This window comes from Noviherbaspirillum sp. Root189 (assembly GCF_001428545.1).
Lineage (GTDB): Bacteria > Pseudomonadota > Gammaproteobacteria > Burkholderiales > Burkholderiaceae_D > Noviherbaspirillum.
In genome coordinates, this window is record NZ_LMHZ01000045.1 from 199,214 (window position 1) to 219,544 (window position 20,331).

General features: G+C 56.5%; 26 protein-coding genes. 15 read left to right on the plus strand and 11 right to left on the minus strand.

The window, feature by feature from the left end; genetic code table 11:
- The first annotated feature begins 48 nt into the window (after positions 1–48).
- The 5 genes from ASE07_RS22205 to ASE07_RS22225 all read left to right on the plus strand — a co-directional run bounded on the left by ASE07_RS22205 (position 49) and on the right by ASE07_RS22225 (position 4,383).
- Entirely contained in the window at positions 49–1,647 is a 1,599-nt protein-coding gene (locus tag ASE07_RS22205) for a gamma-glutamyltransferase family protein (RefSeq protein WP_057293004.1), read from the plus strand.
- Positions 1,648–1,793: 146 nt separating this feature from the next.
- Positions 1,794–2,174, plus strand: a complete 381-nt coding sequence (locus ASE07_RS22210; protein WP_057293005.1) for a DUF2306 domain-containing protein — start codon at positions 1,794–1,796, stop codon at positions 2,172–2,174.
- Positions 2,175–2,231: 57 nt separating this feature from the next.
- Positions 2,232–2,507 (plus strand): 2TM domain-containing protein, encoded by a 276-nt coding sequence (locus ASE07_RS22215; protein WP_057293006.1) that lies wholly within the window; start codon positions 2,232–2,234, stop codon positions 2,505–2,507.
- Complete coding sequence (locus tag ASE07_RS22220; RefSeq protein ID WP_057293007.1) at positions 2,507–3,586, plus strand: sensor histidine kinase; 1,080 nt, start codon at positions 2,507–2,509, stop codon at positions 3,584–3,586. Before ASE07_RS22215 ends, ASE07_RS22220 begins: the two co-directional genes overlap by 1 nt.
- On the plus strand, positions 3,583–4,383 hold the full coding sequence (locus tag ASE07_RS22225) for a LytR/AlgR family response regulator transcription factor (protein ID WP_057293008.1): 801 nt from the start codon (positions 3,583–3,585) through the stop codon (positions 4,381–4,383). Before ASE07_RS22220 ends, ASE07_RS22225 begins: the two co-directional genes overlap by 4 nt.
- A gap of 55 nt (positions 4,384–4,438) precedes the next feature.
- Here ASE07_RS22225 and ASE07_RS22230 read toward each other — a convergent pair whose 3' ends face one another.
- The gene (locus tag ASE07_RS22230) at positions 4,439–4,852 is read right to left on the minus strand and encodes a hypothetical protein (RefSeq protein ID WP_057293009.1); all 414 of its coding nucleotides are present in this window, start codon (positions 4,850–4,852) and stop codon (positions 4,439–4,441) included.
- 398 nt (positions 4,853–5,250) lie between these two features.
- Positions 5,251–6,333: a hypothetical protein gene (locus ASE07_RS22235; RefSeq protein ID WP_057293010.1), complete on the minus strand. Its 1,083-nt coding sequence runs from the start codon at positions 6,331–6,333 to the stop codon at positions 5,251–5,253.
- Between the two features lie 161 nt (positions 6,334–6,494).
- On the opposite strand from ASE07_RS22235, the gene ASE07_RS22240 reads away from it, so the two are divergent.
- The 3 genes from ASE07_RS22240 (at position 6,495) to ASE07_RS22250 (ending at position 9,302) form a co-directional block, all read left to right on the plus strand.
- Positions 6,495–6,827 (plus strand): YnfA family protein, encoded by a 333-nt coding sequence (locus ASE07_RS22240; protein WP_057293011.1) that lies wholly within the window; start codon positions 6,495–6,497, stop codon positions 6,825–6,827.
- 18 nt (positions 6,828–6,845) lie between these two features.
- Positions 6,846–7,436: a class I SAM-dependent methyltransferase gene (locus ASE07_RS22245; RefSeq protein ID WP_057293012.1), complete on the plus strand. Its 591-nt coding sequence runs from the start codon at positions 6,846–6,848 to the stop codon at positions 7,434–7,436.
- A 99-nt stretch (positions 7,437–7,535) separates the two neighbouring features.
- Positions 7,536–9,302: a glutamine--tRNA ligase/YqeY domain fusion protein gene (locus ASE07_RS22250; protein ID WP_057293038.1), complete on the plus strand. Its 1,767-nt coding sequence runs from the start codon at positions 7,536–7,538 to the stop codon at positions 9,300–9,302.
- Between the two features lie 120 nt (positions 9,303–9,422).
- On the opposite strand, the gene ASE07_RS22255 is transcribed toward ASE07_RS22250, so the two are convergent.
- Positions 9,423–9,722, minus strand: coding sequence for a contact-dependent growth inhibition system immunity protein (locus ASE07_RS22255; RefSeq protein ID WP_057293013.1), 300 nt, complete (start codon positions 9,720–9,722; stop codon positions 9,423–9,425).
- A gap of 9 nt (positions 9,723–9,731) precedes the next feature.
- On the minus strand, positions 9,732–10,544 hold the full coding sequence (locus ASE07_RS22260) for an RNase A-like domain-containing protein (protein WP_057293014.1): 813 nt from the start codon (positions 10,542–10,544) through the stop codon (positions 9,732–9,734).
- Positions 10,545–10,730: 186 nt separating this feature from the next.
- On the opposite strand from ASE07_RS22260, the gene ASE07_RS22265 reads away from it, so the two are divergent.
- On the plus strand, positions 10,731–11,108 hold the full coding sequence (locus ASE07_RS22265) for a hypothetical protein (protein WP_057293015.1): 378 nt from the start codon (positions 10,731–10,733) through the stop codon (positions 11,106–11,108).
- Between the two features lie 80 nt (positions 11,109–11,188).
- Here ASE07_RS22265 and ASE07_RS22270 read toward each other — a convergent pair whose 3' ends face one another.
- The 3 genes from ASE07_RS22270 to ASE07_RS28380 all read right to left on the minus strand — a co-directional run bounded on the left by ASE07_RS22270 (position 11,189) and on the right by ASE07_RS28380 (position 13,675).
- Complete coding sequence (locus ASE07_RS22270) at positions 11,189–11,989, minus strand: DUF3014 domain-containing protein (protein WP_162256932.1); 801 nt, start codon at positions 11,987–11,989, stop codon at positions 11,189–11,191.
- A 183-nt stretch (positions 11,990–12,172) separates the two neighbouring features.
- Positions 12,173–13,024, minus strand: a complete 852-nt coding sequence (locus ASE07_RS22275; RefSeq protein ID WP_057293017.1) for an endonuclease/exonuclease/phosphatase family protein — start codon at positions 13,022–13,024, stop codon at positions 12,173–12,175.
- Between the two features lie 225 nt (positions 13,025–13,249).
- Positions 13,250–13,675: a hypothetical protein gene (locus ASE07_RS28380; RefSeq protein ID WP_082584381.1), complete on the minus strand. Its 426-nt coding sequence runs from the start codon at positions 13,673–13,675 to the stop codon at positions 13,250–13,252.
- A gap of 323 nt (positions 13,676–13,998) precedes the next feature.
- On the opposite strand from ASE07_RS28380, the gene ASE07_RS22285 reads away from it, so the two are divergent.
- Entirely contained in the window at positions 13,999–14,613 is a 615-nt protein-coding gene (locus tag ASE07_RS22285; RefSeq protein ID WP_057293019.1) for a hypothetical protein, read from the plus strand.
- A 97-nt stretch (positions 14,614–14,710) separates the two neighbouring features.
- On the opposite strand, the gene ASE07_RS29065 is transcribed toward ASE07_RS22285, so the two are convergent.
- Positions 14,711–14,857: a hypothetical protein gene (locus tag ASE07_RS29065; RefSeq protein ID WP_156396890.1), complete on the minus strand. Its 147-nt coding sequence runs from the start codon at positions 14,855–14,857 to the stop codon at positions 14,711–14,713.
- A gap of 39 nt (positions 14,858–14,896) precedes the next feature.
- Here ASE07_RS29065 and ASE07_RS22290 point away from each other — a divergent pair, with 39 nt between their 5' ends.
- Positions 14,897–15,967, plus strand: coding sequence for an SDR family oxidoreductase (locus tag ASE07_RS22290; protein WP_082584382.1), 1,071 nt, complete (start codon positions 14,897–14,899; stop codon positions 15,965–15,967).
- Positions 15,968–16,063: 96 nt separating this feature from the next.
- Positions 16,064–16,618 carry a hypothetical protein gene (locus ASE07_RS22295; protein WP_057293020.1) on the plus strand — a complete coding sequence of 185 codons (555 nt, stop codon included), beginning with the start codon at positions 16,064–16,066 and terminating at the stop codon, positions 16,616–16,618.
- Positions 16,619–16,644: 26 nt separating this feature from the next.
- On the opposite strand, the gene ASE07_RS22300 is transcribed toward ASE07_RS22295, so the two are convergent.
- Together ASE07_RS22300 and clsB are read right to left on the minus strand one after the other, a co-directional pair.
- Positions 16,645–17,628, minus strand: a complete 984-nt coding sequence (locus ASE07_RS22300; RefSeq protein ID WP_057293021.1) for a lysylphosphatidylglycerol synthase domain-containing protein — start codon at positions 17,626–17,628, stop codon at positions 16,645–16,647.
- A complete protein-coding gene (clsB, locus tag ASE07_RS22305; RefSeq protein ID WP_235548566.1) occupies positions 17,625–18,824 on the minus strand; it encodes a cardiolipin synthase ClsB in 1,200 nt (399 codons plus the stop codon). Before clsB ends, ASE07_RS22300 begins: the two co-directional genes overlap by 4 nt.
- Between clsB and ASE07_RS29995 the strand changes: the two genes are divergently transcribed.
- From ASE07_RS29995 to ASE07_RS22315, 3 genes are all read left to right on the plus strand, one after another.
- Entirely contained in the window at positions 18,705–19,031 is a 327-nt protein-coding gene (locus tag ASE07_RS29995; protein ID WP_235548567.1) for a hypothetical protein, read from the plus strand. The two genes, clsB and ASE07_RS29995, sit on opposite strands and share 120 nt — an antisense overlap.
- 33 nt (positions 19,032–19,064) lie before the next feature.
- Positions 19,065–19,637 (plus strand): hypothetical protein, encoded by a 573-nt coding sequence (locus ASE07_RS22310; RefSeq protein ID WP_057293023.1) that lies wholly within the window; start codon positions 19,065–19,067, stop codon positions 19,635–19,637.
- A 129-nt stretch (positions 19,638–19,766) separates the two neighbouring features.
- Positions 19,767–20,054, plus strand: coding sequence for a hypothetical protein (locus ASE07_RS22315; RefSeq protein ID WP_156396892.1), 288 nt, complete (start codon positions 19,767–19,769; stop codon positions 20,052–20,054).
- A gap of 12 nt (positions 20,055–20,066) precedes the next feature.
- Here the strand turns inward: ASE07_RS22315 and ASE07_RS30000 are convergent.
- A partial coding sequence (locus tag ASE07_RS30000) for a hypothetical protein (RefSeq protein WP_235548564.1) occupies positions 20,067–20,331 on the minus strand: 265 nt, incomplete at its 5' end.

Consider the following 20,331-nt stretch of genomic DNA (forward strand, 5'->3'; position numbering starts at 1 on the left):
CAGAATTCCACGCAAAATTCCAACAAATTTTAAAAACCGGGAGCAGGCATGGACGACTTTAACTGGAGCAACCCTTATCCGACGACCCGCAGTCCGCTGCTCGCCCGGAATGTCGTCGCCACTTCCCATCCACTGGCGGCGCAGGCGGGCTTGCGCATGTTGCATGCCGGCGGCAATGCGGTCGATGCAGCAATTGCCGCGGCCGCCACGCTGACCATTGTCGAACCCGTATCCTGCGGCCTCGGCGGCGATGCGTTTGCGATCCTGTGGGATGGCCATGAACTGCATGGACTGAATGCGTCCGGACCGGCGCCGCAAGCCTGGACCACCGAGTATTTCAGGCAACGGCATGACGGGCGTATTCCCTCCCATGGCTGGGACACCGTCACGGTGCCCGGCATGGTTGCCGGCTGGGTGGCATTGTCCGAACGCTTCGGCAAGCTGCCTTTTACACAGTTGTTTGAAACGGCGATCGACATTGCCCAGCGCGGTCATCTGGTTGCCCCTGTCGTGCAGTCGAAATGGGAACGCGCAATCCCTCACTTGAAGGATCAACCCGGGTTTGCCCGCGCTTTCATGCCGCACGGCCGGGCACCGCATGTTGGTGAGAACTTTGTCTTTGCCGAAGCGGCGCATACCCTGATCCGCATCGCCGAAACCCATGGCGAAGCGTTTTATCGCGGCGAACTGGCGGAAGCCATGGCATCGCATGCGAAACAGCATGATGCCGCGCTCGGCATCGATGATCTGGCCGCTTTTGATCCCTCATGGGTCACACCGATCACCCGCGACTATGGCGGCTACACCGTCCATGAAATTCCTCCCAATGGCCAGGGAATTACCGCTCTGATCGCGCTCGGTCTGATCGAGCAACTGGATATCGGACGCTTTGCACTGGATTCCGCGGATTTCCATCATTGCCAGATTGAAGCGATCAAGCTGGCGTTTGCCGATACCTACCGCTGGGTTGCGGACCACCGTGCAATGACGGAGGTTACCGCCGCCCACCTGCTTGACGATCATTATCTGGCCGACCGTGCCAGACGCATCGACCTGCATCGCGCGGGAACGCCGGAGCACGGGCGGCCACCCCAAGGAGGCACCGTCTATCTCAGTGCCGCCGACGAAAGCGGGATGATGGTCAGTTTCATCCAGTCCAATTTCCATGGCTTCGGTTCCGGCGTCGTGGTGCCGGGAACCGGGATCAGCCTGCACAATCGCGGCCGCGGATTTTCACTCGATGCCCGCCACCCAAATTGCGTAGCGCCGGGCAAGCAACCGTTTCATACGATCATCCCGGGTTTCCTGACGCGGGACGGCAAGGCGCAGATGAGCTTTGGCGTGATGGGCGCCAACATGCAACCTCAAGGTCATGTGCAAACCCTGGTGCGTATGTTGACTTACGGACAACAGCCGCAAGCTGCATGCGATGCGCCGCGCTGGAAGGTCAACAGCGGCCTTGAGGTCGATATCGAAACCACGATGCCGCCGGACATCGTGGCCGAGCTGGCGGCACGCGGCCACAAGGTCAATACCCGCACCGACAGCAACCATGATTTCGGCTCCGGCCAGTTCATCTGGAAAACCGCTGACGGTTACATCGCAGCCAGCGACAGCCGGCGCGATGGCCAGGCGGTGGGCTTTTAACCGGCTTTTCCCATTCCCCGCCCTGCGCTTCGCTCCTGAAATCGCAAGGTTTACGACGGACTACGGCAGTTCGTCGCATTGCGCTGTAAAAGCCTGCCGTCCATGTCCAGAATGGCTCCATCGACACGCATTACCGGGAGCGCATCATGGCCTTCACCCCCCTCATCCTCACCCATGTTCTGGCGGCAACGTCAGCCATCGCCGTCGGTGGCGCGGCCCTGCTGTCGAAAAAGGGTACGCCCCTGCACCGCCTGCTTGGTCGCGGCTGGGTAATCCTGATGCTGATCGCCGTATTGTCTTCCTTCGGCATCCGGACCCATGGACATTATTCCTGGATTCACCTGCTTTCCCTCATCACGATTGCGGGACTTGCCGGTTCCATCTATGCCGTGGCGAAAGGAAACATCCACGCCCATCAGCGCGGCATGCGTTCCCTTTACATCAGCCTGGTTGTTGCCGGTACTTTTACGCTGTTGCCGCAACGTCTGCTCGGCCACCTCGTGTGGCAGTCGGTCGGCTTGATCTGATTCGCCCCGGAATTGAAAAGCCATCGCCCTTTCAACGATTTACAAAGGAGATCCATCATGGAAACCAATGACGCCTACCGCGCAGCAAAGCGCCATGTCGAACGCAAGATCGGCTTTGCCATCCATCTTTCCGTCTTTGTGCTGGTGAATGCCGGGCTTATCCTGACGAATGTCCTGGTCACGCCAAACAAGGTCTGGGCGGTATGGCCGCTGTTTGGCTGGGGAATCGGGTTACTATTCCATGGGTTGGCGACCTACCTGCACGGCCCGGGAATGACATGGAAGAACCGGATGATCGAACAGGAACTGAAAAAAAATCACGCTTCGCATTGATGAATACCTCCGCACTTCCGGTTCTTGCCACTTATCCACGCCTGCGTCGCTTTGTCATCGATGTGGCGATCACCAGTGTATTCAACACGGCGATCGCCCTGATGATTACCTATGTGATGCGGATACCAAGCACCTTCTACATCAACTTTGTCATCTCGATGTGCATCGGCACGCTGATGGTGACCATACTCGACGGCGGCAGACTGCTTATCTGGGGACTCGACAAGCCAACGCGTCTGCCCTTCCTGTTGATGTTTCTTGTCGCATTGCCCGTATCGCAGTATGGCGGCAACAGCATTGCGAGCTGGCTGCTCGACATTCCCAGGGAAAGCTTCCAGGCGGTCCGCTCCAACAACCTGGTAGGTTTCCTCGTGCTGTTTGCGGTGGTTTGCGGCAGCATCACCTGGTTCTTCTATAGCCGTAGTGTGATGGAACACTTCAAGGCCGAGGCGGCCAATGAAAAAGCGCGCGCGTCGGCCATCGAAAAACAGGCATTGCAGGCGCAACTGCAGATGCTGCAGGCACAGATCGAACCGCACATGATGTTCAACACGCTGGCCAACCTGCAGGGGCTGATCGCCATTGATCCGCCCAGGGCGCAGCACATGCTCGATCAGCTGATCCAGTACCTGCGCGCGACGCTGGCATCGTCGCGCTCGGACAAGACCACATTGGCACACGAGTTTTCACTCATGGAAGCCTATCTCGGGCTGATGAAAGTACGCATGGGTGCGCGCCTGTCATACCGGCTTGATTTGCCGGATGAACTCCAGCAAATCCGCATCCCGCCGATGCTGTTGCAGCCGCTGGTAGAAAACGCCATCAGGCATGGCATCGAACCAAAGGTCGGCGGCGGCCAAGTCACGGTGCAGGCGGCACGCCACAAGGACATGCTGCACCTGGAGGTAATCGATAATGGCCTCGGACTTGGCGCATCTCCGGAAAACAAGCTCAGTACCCATCTTGGCGTCGAGAATATTCGTGAGCGTTTGCGCGCCCTGTACGGCGACGCGGCGCAGTTTGCACTTGGTCCCAATACGCCGGAAGGCGTGATTGCCGCATTGAGGATACCCGTATGAACCACCCACGCGCACTGATTGCGGAAGACGAACCGATTCTCGCCTATACCCTGCAGCAGACACTGCAGCGCTTGTGGCCCGAGCTGCAGGTATGCGGTGTCGTCGACAACGGCGCAAGCGCGGTGCAGGAAGCGCTGGCGCAACGTCCTGATGTGCTCTTCCTGGACATTAAAATGCCGGGCAAAACCGGACTCGAAGCCGCTCAGGAACTTGCCGAAGACTGGCCCGAAGGCCCCCATTTTCCCCTGGTCGTGTTTGTCACCGCTTACGATGAATATGCGTTGCAGGCCTTCGAGTATGCGGCGGCAGACTACGTCCTCAAGCCAATCAGCGACGGCCGCCTCGGCAAGACGGTCGAGCGGCTCAAGCCGCGCCTGCAGCACGATGTCGAACGCGGTGCCGAACTGGAACGCATCGTTGGCCAGCTTCGCTCGCTGGTGCCGGGCATGCCAGGTGTAGCGGGTGCTGGCGAACGCCTGACCATGATCCGGGCCGCTGTCGGCAACCAGATCCGGCTGATTCCGGTTGACGAAGTTCAGTATTTCGAGGCGACCGACAAATATGTCAACGTCGTCACCGCCGAAAGCGAATCACTGATCCGCACCAGCCTGAAGGAATTGTTGCCGCAGCTCGATCCATCGCGCTTCTGGCAGATACATCGCGGAACGGTAGTGAACGTGCATTGCATCCAGGCCGCGCTGCGTGACGAGACTGGCAAGCTGTTACTCAAACTGAAGAATCGCGAACAAATGCTGACGGTCAGCCGTGTTTATGCGCATTTGTTTAAACAAATGTAATCCGGCAAGCGGCGCGATCCTTACAATGAAACGCAACCGGACACGGTCGATATCTTTACACCTGCTGTAGCGCGAACACGGCAAGCGGCGCAGCGGTCAACAGAACGGCGAGCGATGCCCGCGCACGGCCGCCAAGCCCATGGCGCTTGAACCAGTTCGATACGCCAAGGCCGCCAAGCGCATAAAACAAAGTGATGAAAAACAATGCACCCACTCCCATTGTCTGCACCGCGCGACCAGTAAACAGGACGGCAAACATCGCAGCCGTGACCAGACCCAGTGCAATCGCGATCCACGATAGCGTCGTGGCGAGGCTGCCGGGCTGTCGCGGATTCAGAGGTGCGCCAAGTTCGAGACGCTTCTTGATCACGTCACGCTGAAGCAGGAAAACCAGCAGCGGATCGATCTGCCTATATGGCAGCAAGCCCACGGCAGCGGCGGCTACCAAGTCCTCGCGTTGGATAGTCATTCTCGCTCCTTTGATATTCCGACGTTTATCGAGAGCGGCTTGGTGCCGTCGGTCTCCACTGTCCTGTGGTTTGCCTGACCATCGTCAGGAGGCTGGCTAACTGACTGCTGGCCCTGATGATTTTGACGGTCCTGACGAGGAAAAACCTCGTTAATTTAAAAGCGGCAAAGGTAGTGAAAGCGGAGGAGTTCGATGTAATGAAACGTCGGGCCTGCACATCGTCGATAGATTTACATGATGTATTTAAGCGACTTTCAAAACACATCGGATAGATATACATCAAGCGCTTAGCCGACATCGACGCCTGATTTACGCACCATCAAACCAGAGTAACCAACAGTTAAAAATAGATGGCGTATGACGGTGCGCCGACTTTCCAGGATGCACCGCTGCATGATTCATCCCCGGCGATTGTCGATGAGCTCACGCACATTCTCCGGCAGGAATTCACGCAGGCGCGACGAGATGCGCGCTTCATGCTTGCTCCACCACACGCCGACACCGATCAGCGCAAAACCGAGCACCGTCAGCACAAGCACAAACGCAATACTGTTCTTGAACAGGTTCCATGACAGGTCGCCCAGCACCATCGCGATGCCGATGCCGCCGAACACGGCGAATACGCGTCGCCCCAGCAAGGCGCCGACAAAGACCATGCCGAAGTTGATACACAGATAAACCAGTTTACCGGGCAGTTTGCCGGTCCCCATCATCGACAATGCGCCCCAGAAGCTCAGCAAGCCGAACAGGTAAAGCCAGTACGCGTAGTCCTTGTCGTGCCGGGAACGTACATCAACAAAGAACGCCAGCAGCAGCATGAGCATGCCAAAGGCAAGCGATATCTGTTTGCGCAATTCCCATGTGGCACCGCTGAACCAGTCGTTTTCGCCCCCGGCTTGTGCAAGGAGTGCCGGGATGATGTCCATGCCCATGTACCACAGGGTGACCGCAATCGGCATCATCAGAAAAGGATAACGAAAGCGCCACAGCAACGCGGCGCCGGCAGCCAGGGTAGCCAGTTCCATGATTAACCAGCGCCAGTCGATATAGCGATGATAGTCACGATAGTGCTCGGCATGCGCGCCATCGACCCAGAGGCCGAGGACATGCTGGAGCGCAAACACGGCCAGCGGCACCAGGGCCACCGCAAGGGTTGCAAAGATACCGGCCGGAATACCGTGGCCACGCTTTTCCAGTATCGCCGCAATCGCCACGGCCACCGCCGCGTAGAGCAGCGACAGGATGAGCAACGCAGGCATCCCGGCCGCTTCGACCGCCAGGGTCGCGAACAGCGACGCCGCGCCGATCGCCAGCATGCCGCCAAGGTAGTACAGGACATGCGTGCCGGAAAATCGCGGTGAAGACCCCTGTCCCGGCAAACCCTCGTATCGGCCCAGGAAAGCCAGCAAGCCATCAATTTCAAGGGGATTAAGCACACCGGCGTCGGCCGCCGCCTGCAAAACTTCACGTTTTATTTTCATCGAACGCTCCGGGTTATGATGCGCAGGTAATGTAGCGCAACTTCCTGCGCGCGGAAGACTAAATGCATGATCCCGAGCCAGGATGCTCTTCCCGCTACCCCGGGTCGCGTTTTCTGATACAAGCGACTGCTCAGTCTCCCCAGTCTCTACCGATAAAACCCATGTTTGCCGCAAAAACCCTGTTACTGTTCGTCCTGACCGCGATCGCTGAAATTCTTGGTTGCTACCTGCCCTATCTTTGGCTGAAGAAAGGCGCAAGCACCTGGCTGCTGATTCCGGCCGCATTGAGCCTTGCAGTGTTCGCCTGGCTGCTTACACTGCATCCTGACGCCGCCGGCCGTACCTATGCCGCGTATGGCGGGGTGTACATTACGGTCGCGCTCGCATGGCTATGGCTGGTTGACGGCATGCGCCCCACGGCCTTTGACGTCGTCGGCGTGCTGGTATCGCTGAGCGGCATGGCAATCATCCTGTTTGCGCCGCGTGGCGCATAGGGATCTTCGGGAACTGATATGCAAACGGATCTCTGGCTGGCAAGGTGGATTCCCCTCATCAAGGCACAGGCTCCGATCCCGGCGGTGCTAGAGCTTGGCAGCGGCCCAGGTGACGACTCGGCTTACCTGGTTGAGCAAGATATCGTCCGTCTTACCTGCACCGACGTCTCGCCCAGGGCACTCGCGCGCTGCGCCCGCGCGGCGCCGGGCGCGTTGATGGTATGCCATGACCTGCGTGAGCCGCTGCCGTTTGCCGAACGCAGCTTCGATGTGGGGATTGCCAGTTTGTGCCTGCATTACTTCGCATGGGACAAAACCGAGGCGATACTGCGCGACATTGGACGCTCCCTGACGCCAGGAGGTATCCTGTTGTGCCGGCTGAACTCGACGCGGGATGTCCATTATGGTGCGGTCGGACATGAGCCGGTTGGACGGAATTATTATCTGGTGGATGGTTTTCCGAAACGCTTTTTTGACCGGGAATCCGTCGATCTTCTTTTTGCGCATGGATGGGAAAGAATTTCCATTGAGGAATTATCGATCGCCCGCTATGACAAGCCGAAAATTGTATGGGAAGTCATCCTGCGACAAACGAACAGCGGGGATTGAAGCAGTTTTCCGATATGCAGCCTGCCGGAAGCGCCGAGCTTACCCTGCTACGGTAAAATGCCCGTCAATCCATTCATTTCAACGCATTTTGCGAAGCACATGAGCACCGACTCCAAGAACACCAGTAAACCAGCCCCAGCAGGCGCTGCGGACAACGCACCGGCCTCCAATTTCCTGCGTGGCATCATTGAAGCCGACAACGCCGCTGGCAAGTACAGCAACCGCACCGACTCGCTCGGCCGCCCGCTACCCCCTGTCGTCACCCGTTTCCCGCCTGAACCGAACGGTTACCTGCATATCGGCCATGCCAAGGCAATCTGCATCGACTTCGGCCTTGCACGCGATTTCGGCGGACGCTGCCACATGCGCTTCGACGATACCAATCCGACCAAGGAAGAACAGGAATACGTCGACACCATTCTCGACAGCGTCAAGTGGCTGGGCTTCGACTGGAAAGACAACACTGGCGAGCATTTGTATTTCGCCAGCGACTATTTTGACAAGTTCTATGAAATTGCCGAATACCTGATCAGCGCCGGTCACGCTTATGTCGACAGCCAGAGCGCCGACGACATGGCAAAGAATCGCGGCAACTTCGGCGAGCCTGGCAAGAACTCGCCTTTCCGCGACCGCCCCGCCGCCGAATCGCTGGACCTGTTGCGCCGCATGAAGGCAGGCGAGTTCAAGGATGGCGAACATATCGTGCGCGCCAAGATCGACATGGCCTCGCCCAACATGAACATGCGCGATCCGGCGATCTACCGCATCCGCCATGCGCATCACCACCGTACCGGCGACAAGTGGTGCATCTACCCGATGTACGACTACGCGCATCCGCTGGAAGACGCGATCGAACACGTCAGCCACTCCTTCTGCACGCTGGAATTCCAGGACCATCGTCCGTTCTATGACTGGGTCCTTGAACGCGCAGCGGAAGGCGGCTTCTTCAAGCATCCGCTGCCGGCGCAAACCGAGTTCGCTCGCCTCAACCTGACCTATGCGATCACCAGCAAGCGCAAGCTGCGCCAACTGATCGATGAAAACATCGTCGACGGCTGGGACGATCCGCGCATGCCCACCATCGTTGGCATCCGCCGTCGCGGCTATACGCCGGAATCGATTCGCCTGTTCTGCGAACGTGTCGGTGTCGCCAAGGCGGACAGCTGGATCGACATGAGCACGCTCGAAGGCGCATTGCGTGACGACCTCGATGAAAAGGCGCCGCGTGCCACCGCCGTACTGCGCCCGCTCAAGCTCATCATCGACAACTTCCCCGAGAACCTGATCGACGAATGCAGTTCACCGGTGCATCCGCACCATCCGGAACGCGGCAACCGTCATTTTCCGATCACCAAGGAACTCTGGATCGAAGCGGAAGACTTCATGGAAGTGCCGAGCAAGGGTTACTTCCGCCTCTTCCCGGGCAACAAGGTCCGCCTGCGCTATGGTTACGTTGTTGAATGCACCGGTTGCGACAAGGATGCCGATGGCAAGGTCATCGCCGTACATTGCAATTATTTTGCCGACAGCAAGAGCGGTACCGAAGGCTCCAACAACTACAAGGTCAAGGGCAATATCCACTGGGTCAGCGCGACGCATGCACTGGAAGCTGAAGTACGCCTGTACGACCGACTGTTCACCGATCCGCATCCGGACGCCGGCGGCAAGGATTTCAAGGCGGTGTTGAACCCGAACGCAAAGGAAGTGATTACCGCTTATCTGGAGCAAGGCATGAAAGCCGCGCAACCGGACGAAAAATTCCAGTTCGAACGGCACGGTTATTTCGTTGCCGATCGCGTGGATTCGCAACCTGGAAGACCGGTGTTTAACCGGGTGGTGACGTTGAAGGATTCGTGGGGCAAGTAGTCATCGCCCTTTTCTTCCGGAGGAATTAGTGATTGATTCTCTCTCGACAATTGGCCTTTATGAAAGTCGGAGAGAGAATCACGTCACTTTTCTTGCAATTGAACTTCAAGCCAATAAATGTCAAAGTAGTTCATTCAGATACAACAACCAGTTTTTGGTCGACATTCCCCATGCCGCGGGCAATATATCGGGATTAAATTGCTTCACGAATGCTTTTTCAAGGTCAGCTTTATTCGCCTCCGCGTTATGAATGAAACGTTGGATGTCTGCCTTCACACCCATCACATCATGCGGATGAGCCGTGCTTCTATAGTTCTCCATGATTGCTTCAATGGTTCCGCCTGCGAGGTCAAAGTCTTGATGAAACCATCCACCTAAAAGTTGCTCAAGGTAAGGAAAGGATTCGAGATAGCTATGCATTGTGGTCTTTTAGGGAATCGGGAAAGCAGTCAGTAAAAAATAAACTTTACCACCATGACTGATCTTCTTTAAAACGATACGGATTTTAGTCATGTCTTGTAAAACATTAGCTTTCCGCGTCACGCCATAACCGATAACTTTGCCTGCGTTGTACTGAAAAGCATAGCTTTGACCAACATTGGCAGAGTGCATCGCACTCTTGATTGCTGCTGAATTTACCTTAACCGCTTTGGAAATGACAGCCGTTGCCTCTTTAATACTTTTAAAGGACGTGGCCGCCGGTATGTGTGCTTCTGCCGCAAGGCGCGAACGAAGCCAGGCTTCACTCTTTCCAACATGACGTGCAATGGCATGTCCACCAGCCGCCTCTTCTGCCAGCAAATTGATTGTTCCTGCACGAATAGATACAACGCGAAGGGCTCCTAGCAAACCACCGACAACAACAGGCACTGCTATGTCCACCGAGGTCCCTATAGTGCGAGCTGTTCCGGCATCGACACCTAAACTTCTTGCTGCACTGGAAGCGGCTTTTGACGTGAAGGACTGGGCCAGGCGTCCGTTCCACGCTTGGTTAGCGTTAGTCGACAAGGTATCCAGTCCATGAGCCGCCAACAACGCCCCGCCAATTTTAGTTGTCATGGTGGGATCAGGTGCAAGCAATAGGGCGCCCGCTCCAATGAGCTCGATAGCTCCGCCGATAATACCCACGCCTCCCCATAAACGGTTCGAATGGACACTTACGGGATCAATGCTTTCCCCCTGTAGCAAAGCTGCCATTTGAATTGGCGAAAGGACTAAGCTGAAGTCTGGATTTTGCTGCATGTCGTTAGATACAAAGTTTAAGAAGTTGCATTTTATGCAAAATCTGTAATGTTGCAATCTAAATAACACCGAGTTTTGGCCTCAACCGTTCATTCTTCTTTCTATTAATGAATGCGCTTGTTACTCCAAGCATAGGCGCGTACCATGCTCGCGGATTAAATGGCCATACCAGACAAAGGATAACAAGTGGACGACAGCCTCACCAAAGACGAATACGACGCGCTTTTCCAGATCACCAAGCTGAAACGTGGCGAGCGTCCCAATGCTTGCGTTGCGCGAAATACCAAGCGGCTGGTCGGCCTGAAGTACGCAACGCATGAAAAAGGCGGACAGCTGATCCTGACGGAAAAAGGTGAGACTACTCTGTTCATCAAGCGTTGTATCGATGGGCTGCGTGCTGTCGCTAACGACCCTCTTACCAAACTGGACACCGGCGTTGCAACGTTCCTCAGCAAGAAGGGCCATATCGTTCCACGGGCATCGGGCGATGGCTTCGACATCACGCAGCGCGGACAGGAATCGCTGGCCGATATCGATTCCAAGACCGCCCCTAAAAACGTTTAACGCTTAGAGTCGGTTCTCTCAACGGATGCCCCATCACTACATCACTACCTGGCTAACCAAGCCAGTGAAGGCGCCCTGTCTTACTTCGACTTTGTCTGCGTCGCCTCGCTGGCCTTCACCAGCTCCCCGCGGATTTCACGCAGCTTCTTCTTGATCCTCGCCGCGTTGTCATTCCCGACCCGTAGCATCAGCTTGTGACCCGCCGACAAGGACTCCAGTTCGGGATCGGCGAATTTGTAAAAGACATGCGGCTGCTCCAGCACGATCGGTCCATCGCTTTGCGGCGCCTGGAGCATATGGTCGATGACGGTGACCAGCCTGTCGTTAAAATAACCCTTGGGATAACCAAGGTCACGATAGGCTTGCTGGAACAAGGGATAGTAGTGAATATACAGGTTCGTCAGCTTCTTCGAATCCACCCTCTCCAGCAATCGCACAAAGGACGTATAGCGCTCGGTATTGAGTGCGGACATGGTGAGATTGTCGCCCTTGCCCGTCGTGCGGAATTTGCCTGGCACCGGTGTTGTCGGCATCAGTTGGGCCGATATGACGCTACGCGGAATATTGTCGACCGTGACTACGATGCGCCTGACGATTTCCTGTGGCTGGATAAATTGCTTGACCGCCGCATTGCCGATCAGGTCGCCCAAGGCCGACAGCAGCGGCACATCGCTTTTCTCCAGCGTCGGCAACGGCTCGGTTTTCGCTTCAGGCAGCGGATAATGGATTCCCGGCTCAGTAGCGGCCACGGGCGGTGGCGGGACATCGGCCGGCCCGGTGGGCGGCCCCTTGAATGTTGGACCTTGCTGCCATAACAGGATGGCGAATGTCGCGGCACCCAGCAACAGCGCGATCAACACCCACTTCATAACCCTTTTCATTTGTCTGGTCCTTTGCATTACCAGGAATAACGGCACGAGATGTACGTCTCCCATGTTCCTGCAGTCTAAGGTAGATCATTTTCGTACAAGATACAAAGTTCCTTAAAAGAGTCGTTACATTTTCTCAAGGAAGCGGCAACATATTGAATGTCAGCAATGGCCCGTGTCGTTCTGCAAGGCAACTCAGTCAAGGCAGAGCATGACAGGTTGATGATCCGATGCATCGGTTTCCTGATCGATACGGATGTCTCGCGAGCGCGCCGTGAGATCTTCGCTGACAAAAATAAAGTCGCAGGTGAAGGGAGAGTCGGGCCACTGTGCTTTGTCATAAAGGCCAACCGTTGCCGGATGCAATTGTCCGGGGCGAAGGACTTGCCACGCATCGTGAAAAGCCGGTGTTGCATCGTCAAAGGGCATCAGCAGGCGTGCGTGTTCGTCCGAATCCGGCCTGCAGTTGAAATCACCAGCCAGGATCGCGGGCTTGCCGCGCTCAGGATGAAAAAAAGGGCCGTCTGCTGGTTTGCCGACGCCGGGATGATCGGCATGACTGACGGCATCCTGCTGCAATGCGCGCAACTGCTCCACCTGAGCCCGCCGCTGTTTTGCCGAATAGTATTCAAGATGCGTCGTGATTACCCGCACTGCGCCGGCAGACGTCTCGATACTGGCTTCGAGGGCAATGCGCTGCATGGTTTTTGTTGTTGGATCGGCCGGCCATGTCAGCAAATGGCGATACACCGGACCAACCGGCAAGCGTGACAGGATCATGTTACCGAAGCGCTTACGCCCACGCTCAGGATGCGGCAGATCGACGGCGATACCATCGATCGCCTGATAGCCGGGCAGACGTTGCGCGATGCCCTCGAACTGATCGCTGTCATCATTGCCGGGAAGTTCGGAAAACCCGGCAGAGACTTCCTGCAGGCACAGTACATCGAAGTCTGCGAATCGCTGCGCATGCGCAACGATACGGTCGAGATCGACACGCCCATCCGCTCCACGCCCCCACTGAATATTCCAGGTCACCAGTTTCATTGTTACCTCATGATGACAAACAACGCCCACAGCACGGACACCGCGCTGTGGGCCGACGTTGTGGTGATTACTTTCAGGGATACTGTTACTGCAGTATTAGCACCATGAATTAGCAGCATTCAGCAGGAGCGACACAGGTACAGGCCAGCAAAAATCGTACGCCTGGCGGAAGGCTTCTGTCACGGTGTCGCTTGCTGTGTTTCGGGTTGAACCCGGTCTGCCCGCTTATGATGTGCCGCCTGTGCCGGTCGCTGGTGTACCTGGTGTACCAAATGGCGGTGCGCCTGCTGCAGGAGCGGCTGGTGTTGTGCCTGGGGTTGTTCCCGGCGTGGTGGTTGCAGCCGGTATCGGCTGTGTCGTACAAGTGAAGGGTGGCGTACCTGCAGTGGCACCTGTGCCATTCGCCGTTTGTGAACAGAACACAACCTGACGGTTCGTCACATCAATAAACCATGTGGATGCATTTGCGGTTCCCCCGGCGGAAGAGTTGCTGCCGGTACTTCCGAACAGTGGAATAAACAGCTCCTGTGTGCTCGGTGTGGTCGGCGTTGTAGGGGTGGTCGGTGTGGTCGGGGTGGTTGGTGGGATTTGCGCGATGGCAAATGAGCTCGATAGCGCAAGCGCGGGAATGATGAAGAGAAGAATTTTCATTTATTTCTCCTGAAGATGGACAAGTTGGATAAACCAGGCGTGAAGTTCAGTATGACGAACAGGACGTAAAGCGCAATGTGACGCTGGAAAGCATGCAGGCATTCGCCAAAAAAACGCTGTCGCCTGGTGCTTTTTTCCGCCCTTTGATGATGAGGCTTTCCGCGGTTCGTGGATGACTCCGATGCCCGACTTGCGCTATCGCATCGCTGTGTGCTGGCACGGATCGTATTCGGCGCAATGAACGCCAGGTCATGCATTCATCGGGGGAAGACCGAGTTGAACGTTTTCCCGGAATGGACACCAAACCGTGTTTTGGAGGCACTATGAGCGCGCATAGTCCTGACGGCATTAATCGCCTGGTAGGCGACTTCATGGATTTGCAGGAACAGTGGGAAAGCGATCGGGAAAATTTCGATTGGCGCGTCTTGCAAGAACTCGCCCAACGCGGCGCTCATGCCTATAACGAAGGCGCGGGGCCTTCCTTTCAAGCACTGGCACTCGACGGCATGCGCCACAACGAATTCCATGAACGGTTTTTGAGCTATCTGTTACAGGCCGGATTCAATCCCTTCCATCTTTCCAGTGCCGGATCGGGAGCGGCAGAAATTCCGGTGATCGACCACGCCAGTCTTGCCGAAGCCGCAGAGTCGAATCCATTTTCCGCACGCATGCGATCCATGCTGATGGACCTTGCGCGAAAACATTTTGAACCGCTTGTCCAGGATGTCGCGTCGGGCATGCAAGCATCCGCCGCGCCACTATTCCCGGCGGCAAAGGCGTGTGCCGAATCAATACCGGAAGACCTGATGCAAAGAATCGCACCGGAACTGGTCGGGCAAGTCGGCGCGATGCCATCACGCCAACATATTAATCCGACTGAAGGTTATCTCAGCGCCGCGGAAGTAGAGATCGATAACAGCAGGCGGCCTTACGGTTAAACAGTACAGTATTTCCATTATCGGCAATTCCAGTGTCATCTCAGTCTGATCGCGAAGGCAAAATTCCGTGGCACCGGTCGCCGGCAGATGAACGCACTCACCTCCGCTGCGCCACTTGTAGAAAACGCGCATGACCGCGTAATAACTTCATGCCGATCTTGCCATCCGGTTTATCCGTGGGCACGCGCAGCGACGACGCTGCAAGCGTATCCAGCGGCTTTCCGTGGCACAGCAGCACTGGCATGCTTTTCGCGCCTGTCACCGCTTTTCACGGGAGATCATTATGGCCATGCAACTCAAGAAATTATCGGAGCAGGTAATCGTTATCACTGGCGCCAGCAGCGGTATCGGACTGGCAACGGCACGCAAGGCGGCAAGGCAGCGCGCCAGACTGGTGCTGGTAGCGCGAAATGAAAATGCACTCAAGCAGATTTCGGACGATATCAATATGCAAGGCGCGGAAGCGATCTACGTAGCGGCCGATGTTGCCAACGAAGCCGACATGCAACGTGTCGCCAGCATGGCGATTGAACGCTTTGGCGGTTTCGATACCTGGATGAACGTAGCCGGGGTGGGTATTTTCGGCAAGAATGAAGAGGTATCGATGGGCGACATGCGCCGCCTGTTCGACATTAATTTCTGGGGCGTCGTCAATGGATCGCTGGTCGCTGTAAAACATCTCAAGACCCGCGGTGGCGCGCTGATCAATATGGGGAGCGAAACGTCCGATCGCGCGGTGCCGCTGCAGGGAATTTATTCGGCATCCAAGCATGCGGTAAAAGGCTTTACGGATTCCCTGCGCGTCGAACTGGAAGAGGAAGGCGCGCCTGTATCGGTGACGTTGATCAAGCCGGCTTCCATCGATACCATGCTGGTCACCCATGCAAAAAATTACCTGGAAGTCGAGCCCAAGCTTCCTCCTCCCATCTATGCACCCGAGATTGCCGCTGATGCACTGTTGTATGCAGCGGAACATTCTGTCAGGGACATGTACGTCGGAAGCCGTGCCCGCCTGATGGGTGCCGGCGCTCATTACATTCCGCGCTTGCTGGACAAGGGCATGCAGCGTTTCATGTACAAGCTGATGAAGTCCGACAAGCAGGCCGATCACCGCGACAACAATAATCTCTATACCCACAAGACCGATCTGCTGGAACGTGGAGGTGTCGGCGGGACGGCGCGTGAGACCAGTGTTTATACCAGTGCCGCCACCCATCCCCGCACAACAGGCGCGGTGATGCTGGGATCCGGTCTGGCGCTCATGGCGCTGTGGCAAATGAAGAAACGCCGCCAGCACACCTCTGGCACTTCCGGCGCTTTTGACGCATCCAGCTATGGCAAGACGCGCTGGTGAGTGGTGAGACCTCGCGCGGCGAGTCCGATTGCACACACTTGCACGCTGAAGTTGCGGGCGTTTCCGCCCGCATGATGTAGCCCGGACTAGCGTCCGATGCCGTTTGTCGGACCGCTGACGCCAGGGCCCGTCGGTGATCCGCTGGAGCCGCTGCCCATGGTGCCCACCCCCTGTGTGGTCGGGCTGGTCCCGGTACTCAGTCCTGACGCGCCGGTGCCGCGTGCTCCGGACGTTCCTCCCGATGTCGCTGATGCACAATTGGTGTTGCCGGCCGATGAAGTCGTTCCGGCGCCGCCTGTGCCACCGGTACTGCTGTTGCGACCGTTGGCTTTGGCATCGCTGCTGGTGACGCCGCTGGTTGTACCTGGAGCGCAATCACTGCTGCCGGCGGCTGATGTGCCGGGGCCACCGGCCCCTGTCGTTGAGCCGCTGGAACCGGAACCTGCTTGGGTATTGGGCTCTACCGAACTGCTGCTGCCCATCGTTCTCGAACTCACGCCGGGAGAACTTGGCGTTGAGGTTTGCGCCCACGCCAATTGTGAAGCTGCCAGCAATGCAGCCAGCAACATCGATGTCGAGGTCTTCATGTTTCCTCCATGGGATATATCAGTGAATCCCCATGTACAGCAAGGAGCATGCCATTTTGGCTAGGAATTCTAGTCAGGGTTGAAGCACAGTCAGGTGTCAGCGGCCGACGATTGCCGTGCGCGCGCTTCCATCGCAAGATAAGCCACCGTCGCCACCGCAAGCGGCATCAGGTAATAAATCGCGCGATAGGCAATCAGCGCAGCGAGCAATTCGCTCTTCGGCACCTGCTCCGACAGGATGGCAACAAATACGGTTTCGAGCACCCCGAGCCCTGCCGGCACATGGGTAATGACGCCGGCAATCGCCGCCAATAGCATGACACTCAATACCGTCAGAAAAGCAAGCTTTTGTCCCAGCAAGAAGTAGATTGCACACGTGATGAACAACCAGTTCGTCGATGACATCAATAGCTGCAACGCCGCGAGACGAAGCGAAGGCAGGGTGAAATCCTGTCCCTTGATGGTCCAGGTACGCTTGCGCGACACGGCGCAGCAGAGAACGTAGGCGAAGATAGCGGTGCAGAGCACGCCGCCCAGCACGCGCAGGCCCAGCGCATCGAGATTCCAGCCAGGCGGCAACGGCGGCGGCTGGAACAGATAGACCAGGCCGGCCAGCAATACGTAGCCGAGCCAGTTGGTCAGCATGCTCATGATGACGACCCGGGTGGTGACTGCCGCCTCTAGTCCGAAACGCGAGTACAGCCGATAGCGGAAGGCCACCCCGCCGACTAATGAACCAAGATTGAGGTTGAAGGCATAGGAAACAAAATTGACCAGCATGACCTTGGGTACCGCGAGGCCATGACCGGTGGTGTAACGTCCGATCAGGTCAAAGCAGCTGTACAGCGCATAGCTCGCCGCGCCGAATGCGCAGGCAATGAAAATATCCTGCAAGGGTCGGCGTTGCACCGTGTCGATGACTTCGCCCCATTCGACGGTGCGTGCCTGCGTAAAAAGCAGGTAGGCAACCAGGATGAAGAACACCAGCGAGCCACCCCGCTTCAGCCATGGCCACCACGGTTTTGATGTCAGCCCATGCTTTTCATCCCGCGTGGTTCGCGAGGCGTCGCTCATTGTATGGCCTTGTCGTCGAGGCGGTCCGCGCCGTCGGGTTCGATGGCAGCCTCCGGCAAGGACGCGAGTCTGGGCGCATGCGCCGGCAGGTATCCGGCCCACGACGGGTAGCGTCTCAGCACATGGAACAGAAAAAAGCTTCTGACCTGCCGCCAGGCGGTGGACTCGGTCAAGTCCTGTGTCTCGATGCGCTTGCAACTGTGGTTCATCAGATGTTGCAACTTATCGCTCAACTGACGGTTGAAATCGCGATCACGGATCAGGACATTCGCCTCCAGGTTAAGCGAAAGGCTGAGCGGGTCCAGATTGCTGGACCCGACCGTCGCCCACTCGTCGTCAACCACGGCAACCTTGCCATGCAGGGGTCGGTCGCAATACTCGAAAATCTTGACTCCACCACGAAGCAGGTAGTGATAAAGCATGGCAGCGGCAGTCTGGACAATGGCCATATCCGGTTTGCCCTGCAGGATCAGGCATACTTCCACGCCACGTCGGGCGGCCTTGCGCATATCACGCAGGAAGGTATAGCCCGGAAAAAAATAGGCATTGGCGATCACGATGCGCTTGCGAGCAAGCCGTATCGCGACACGGTACTGACGTTCGATGTCATTGGTGTGTTGCCCGTTGTCGCGCCAGACAAACAGGGCGTCGGCATTGCCGGCGCGGGGCGGCGTCGGGATTTTCGGCACGGCATGGCGGCGCTGAAACCAGTGACTGCGCGGCAAGCCGTCGCGAATTGCCTGATGCATGAACCGATGGATTTCCGTCACGATGGGCCCTTCCGCTTCTACCGCATAATCCTGCTTCGCCTCCGGTCCATAGTCGGCAAGATGATCGGCCGAATAATTGATGCCGCCGATAAAAGCGCGCATGCCATCGATGACCACAAGTTTGCGATGCATACGGCGGAAGTAATTTACCCGGCGAAACAGGCGCGGGGCCGGGTCGAAAACATGCAAACGTACACCCGCGCCCGTGAGTGACGAAATGAATTCGTCGGACAGATCTGGCGATCCAAATGCATCGACCGTGAGGTCGATCTGCACACCGCGACGCGCCGCTGCCATGAGTACTTCATGCAGGCGCTTTCCCACCTTGTCTTCATACAGGATAAAGGTCTCGATCAACACCTCGTTCCGGGCAGCAGCGATCGTCTCGAAAATGCGCGGATAGAATTCCTCACCGTTTTCGAGCAAGGAAAACTGATTGCCGCTAATCCATTGATACCTCACCGCCTGTTTCCTTCCGTAATGCCAGATGCTGAATGGGTTACAGCAAAGTATGTCGCCTTGCTTCATGCGGGCGTTGCAATTGCTCAATCAAACGGAGTTTCAGAGAAAAGAGGATGTCCTGACGCCATGCTCCACAAGCTCTTTGCTGATTATCATCAAGCGTTGATTTGAATTTGCTAATGTATGCAAGAAAGGAGTGCCGTCATGACATCACTGTTTTCACCATGCGTTGCCATACTTCTGCTGGCATTGATGCCGCTGGTCTCCCATTCTGCCGAAGAACTACAACTGGCGGCGCCAGCAAGCATTGGCAAGCCTGCATCCAAGGTGTACCGGCAGGTTATGCCGAACGGGAAGATTGTTTATTCCGACAAGCACATCAAAGGCGCAAGGATCGATGAGACGATTGTTCCTGATCCCGCAAACATGAACACCTGGAAGTCGGAGACAGGAAAACGTCCTGTGGTTCCGCCGCGTGTGGAATCGACGCCGGTGTCCAGGCTTCCGCCGGTTGCTTCAGTATCGACGCGCAAGAGCATCGATGAAGCAAATGCACATGTAATGAAGGCGGAGATGCTTCTCGAAGATGCAAGGAAGAAGCAGCAGAACGGCGTCGAACCCCTGCCTGGCGAGCGCACCGGCAATGCCAATGGCGGTTCGCGACTGAATGACCAGTACAAGGCGCGGCAGTTAACGCTGGAGCAGGAAGTGGCCGAGGCCGAGGCAATGCTGAAGAAAACAATCAGGGAGCGTGACGCCCTGCAGGGTAGCCGCTAAAGCGAGAGCGGATTTCATTGATGCAGTACAGCTAATCCTTAACGCCCGCCTGTCCAGGGTGCGTTCGAGGGTGTGGCATTACGTCCGCAATCACACTCATCCCAGTGATGCTGATCCCAGATCCCAGGATTGAAATCACTCGCCGTCCCGGTCAGTTTCTGGCTGCGATGTGCCTGTATCGGCGCGCCTAATAAATTGGCATCTTCATCCGGCATGCCTCCACCGCATGCGCTTAGCGCGGCCGCGGCGCAAACCGTCACGATCATCGATGTCCATGCCTTGCTGTTGGTTGATGTCAGTTCTGTCATTCTCATTTTTGCAGGTTCCGTTGCCTTGAGTCATGTTGACTCGGTGCATGCCTTCTCTGAGATTTCCGGGCAGAAAAGGTTCCTGACGTCAATGAGAAAAATGATTTGATACAACAATGTTTCAGAGCATTGTTATAGGCTTGCCAAGGCGTCTTGCCAGCTTGGCAAAAGTCTTGCTATTTAATGGACAAGATGAGGAAAAGAAGGGGGAAAAGGAGGAAAGGAGAATGGCAATATGTGCAAGGAGAAACCTTATTTCTTTATACCAATCCCAAGCTGTAACGTGATGGGATGGACTCCCTCCGTCTTTTTGCGCCAAAGTAGACGTACTGGTTCGCATGGGCATGGGGATCAACCAACAAAAGGAGTCCGTCATGAATACTAAT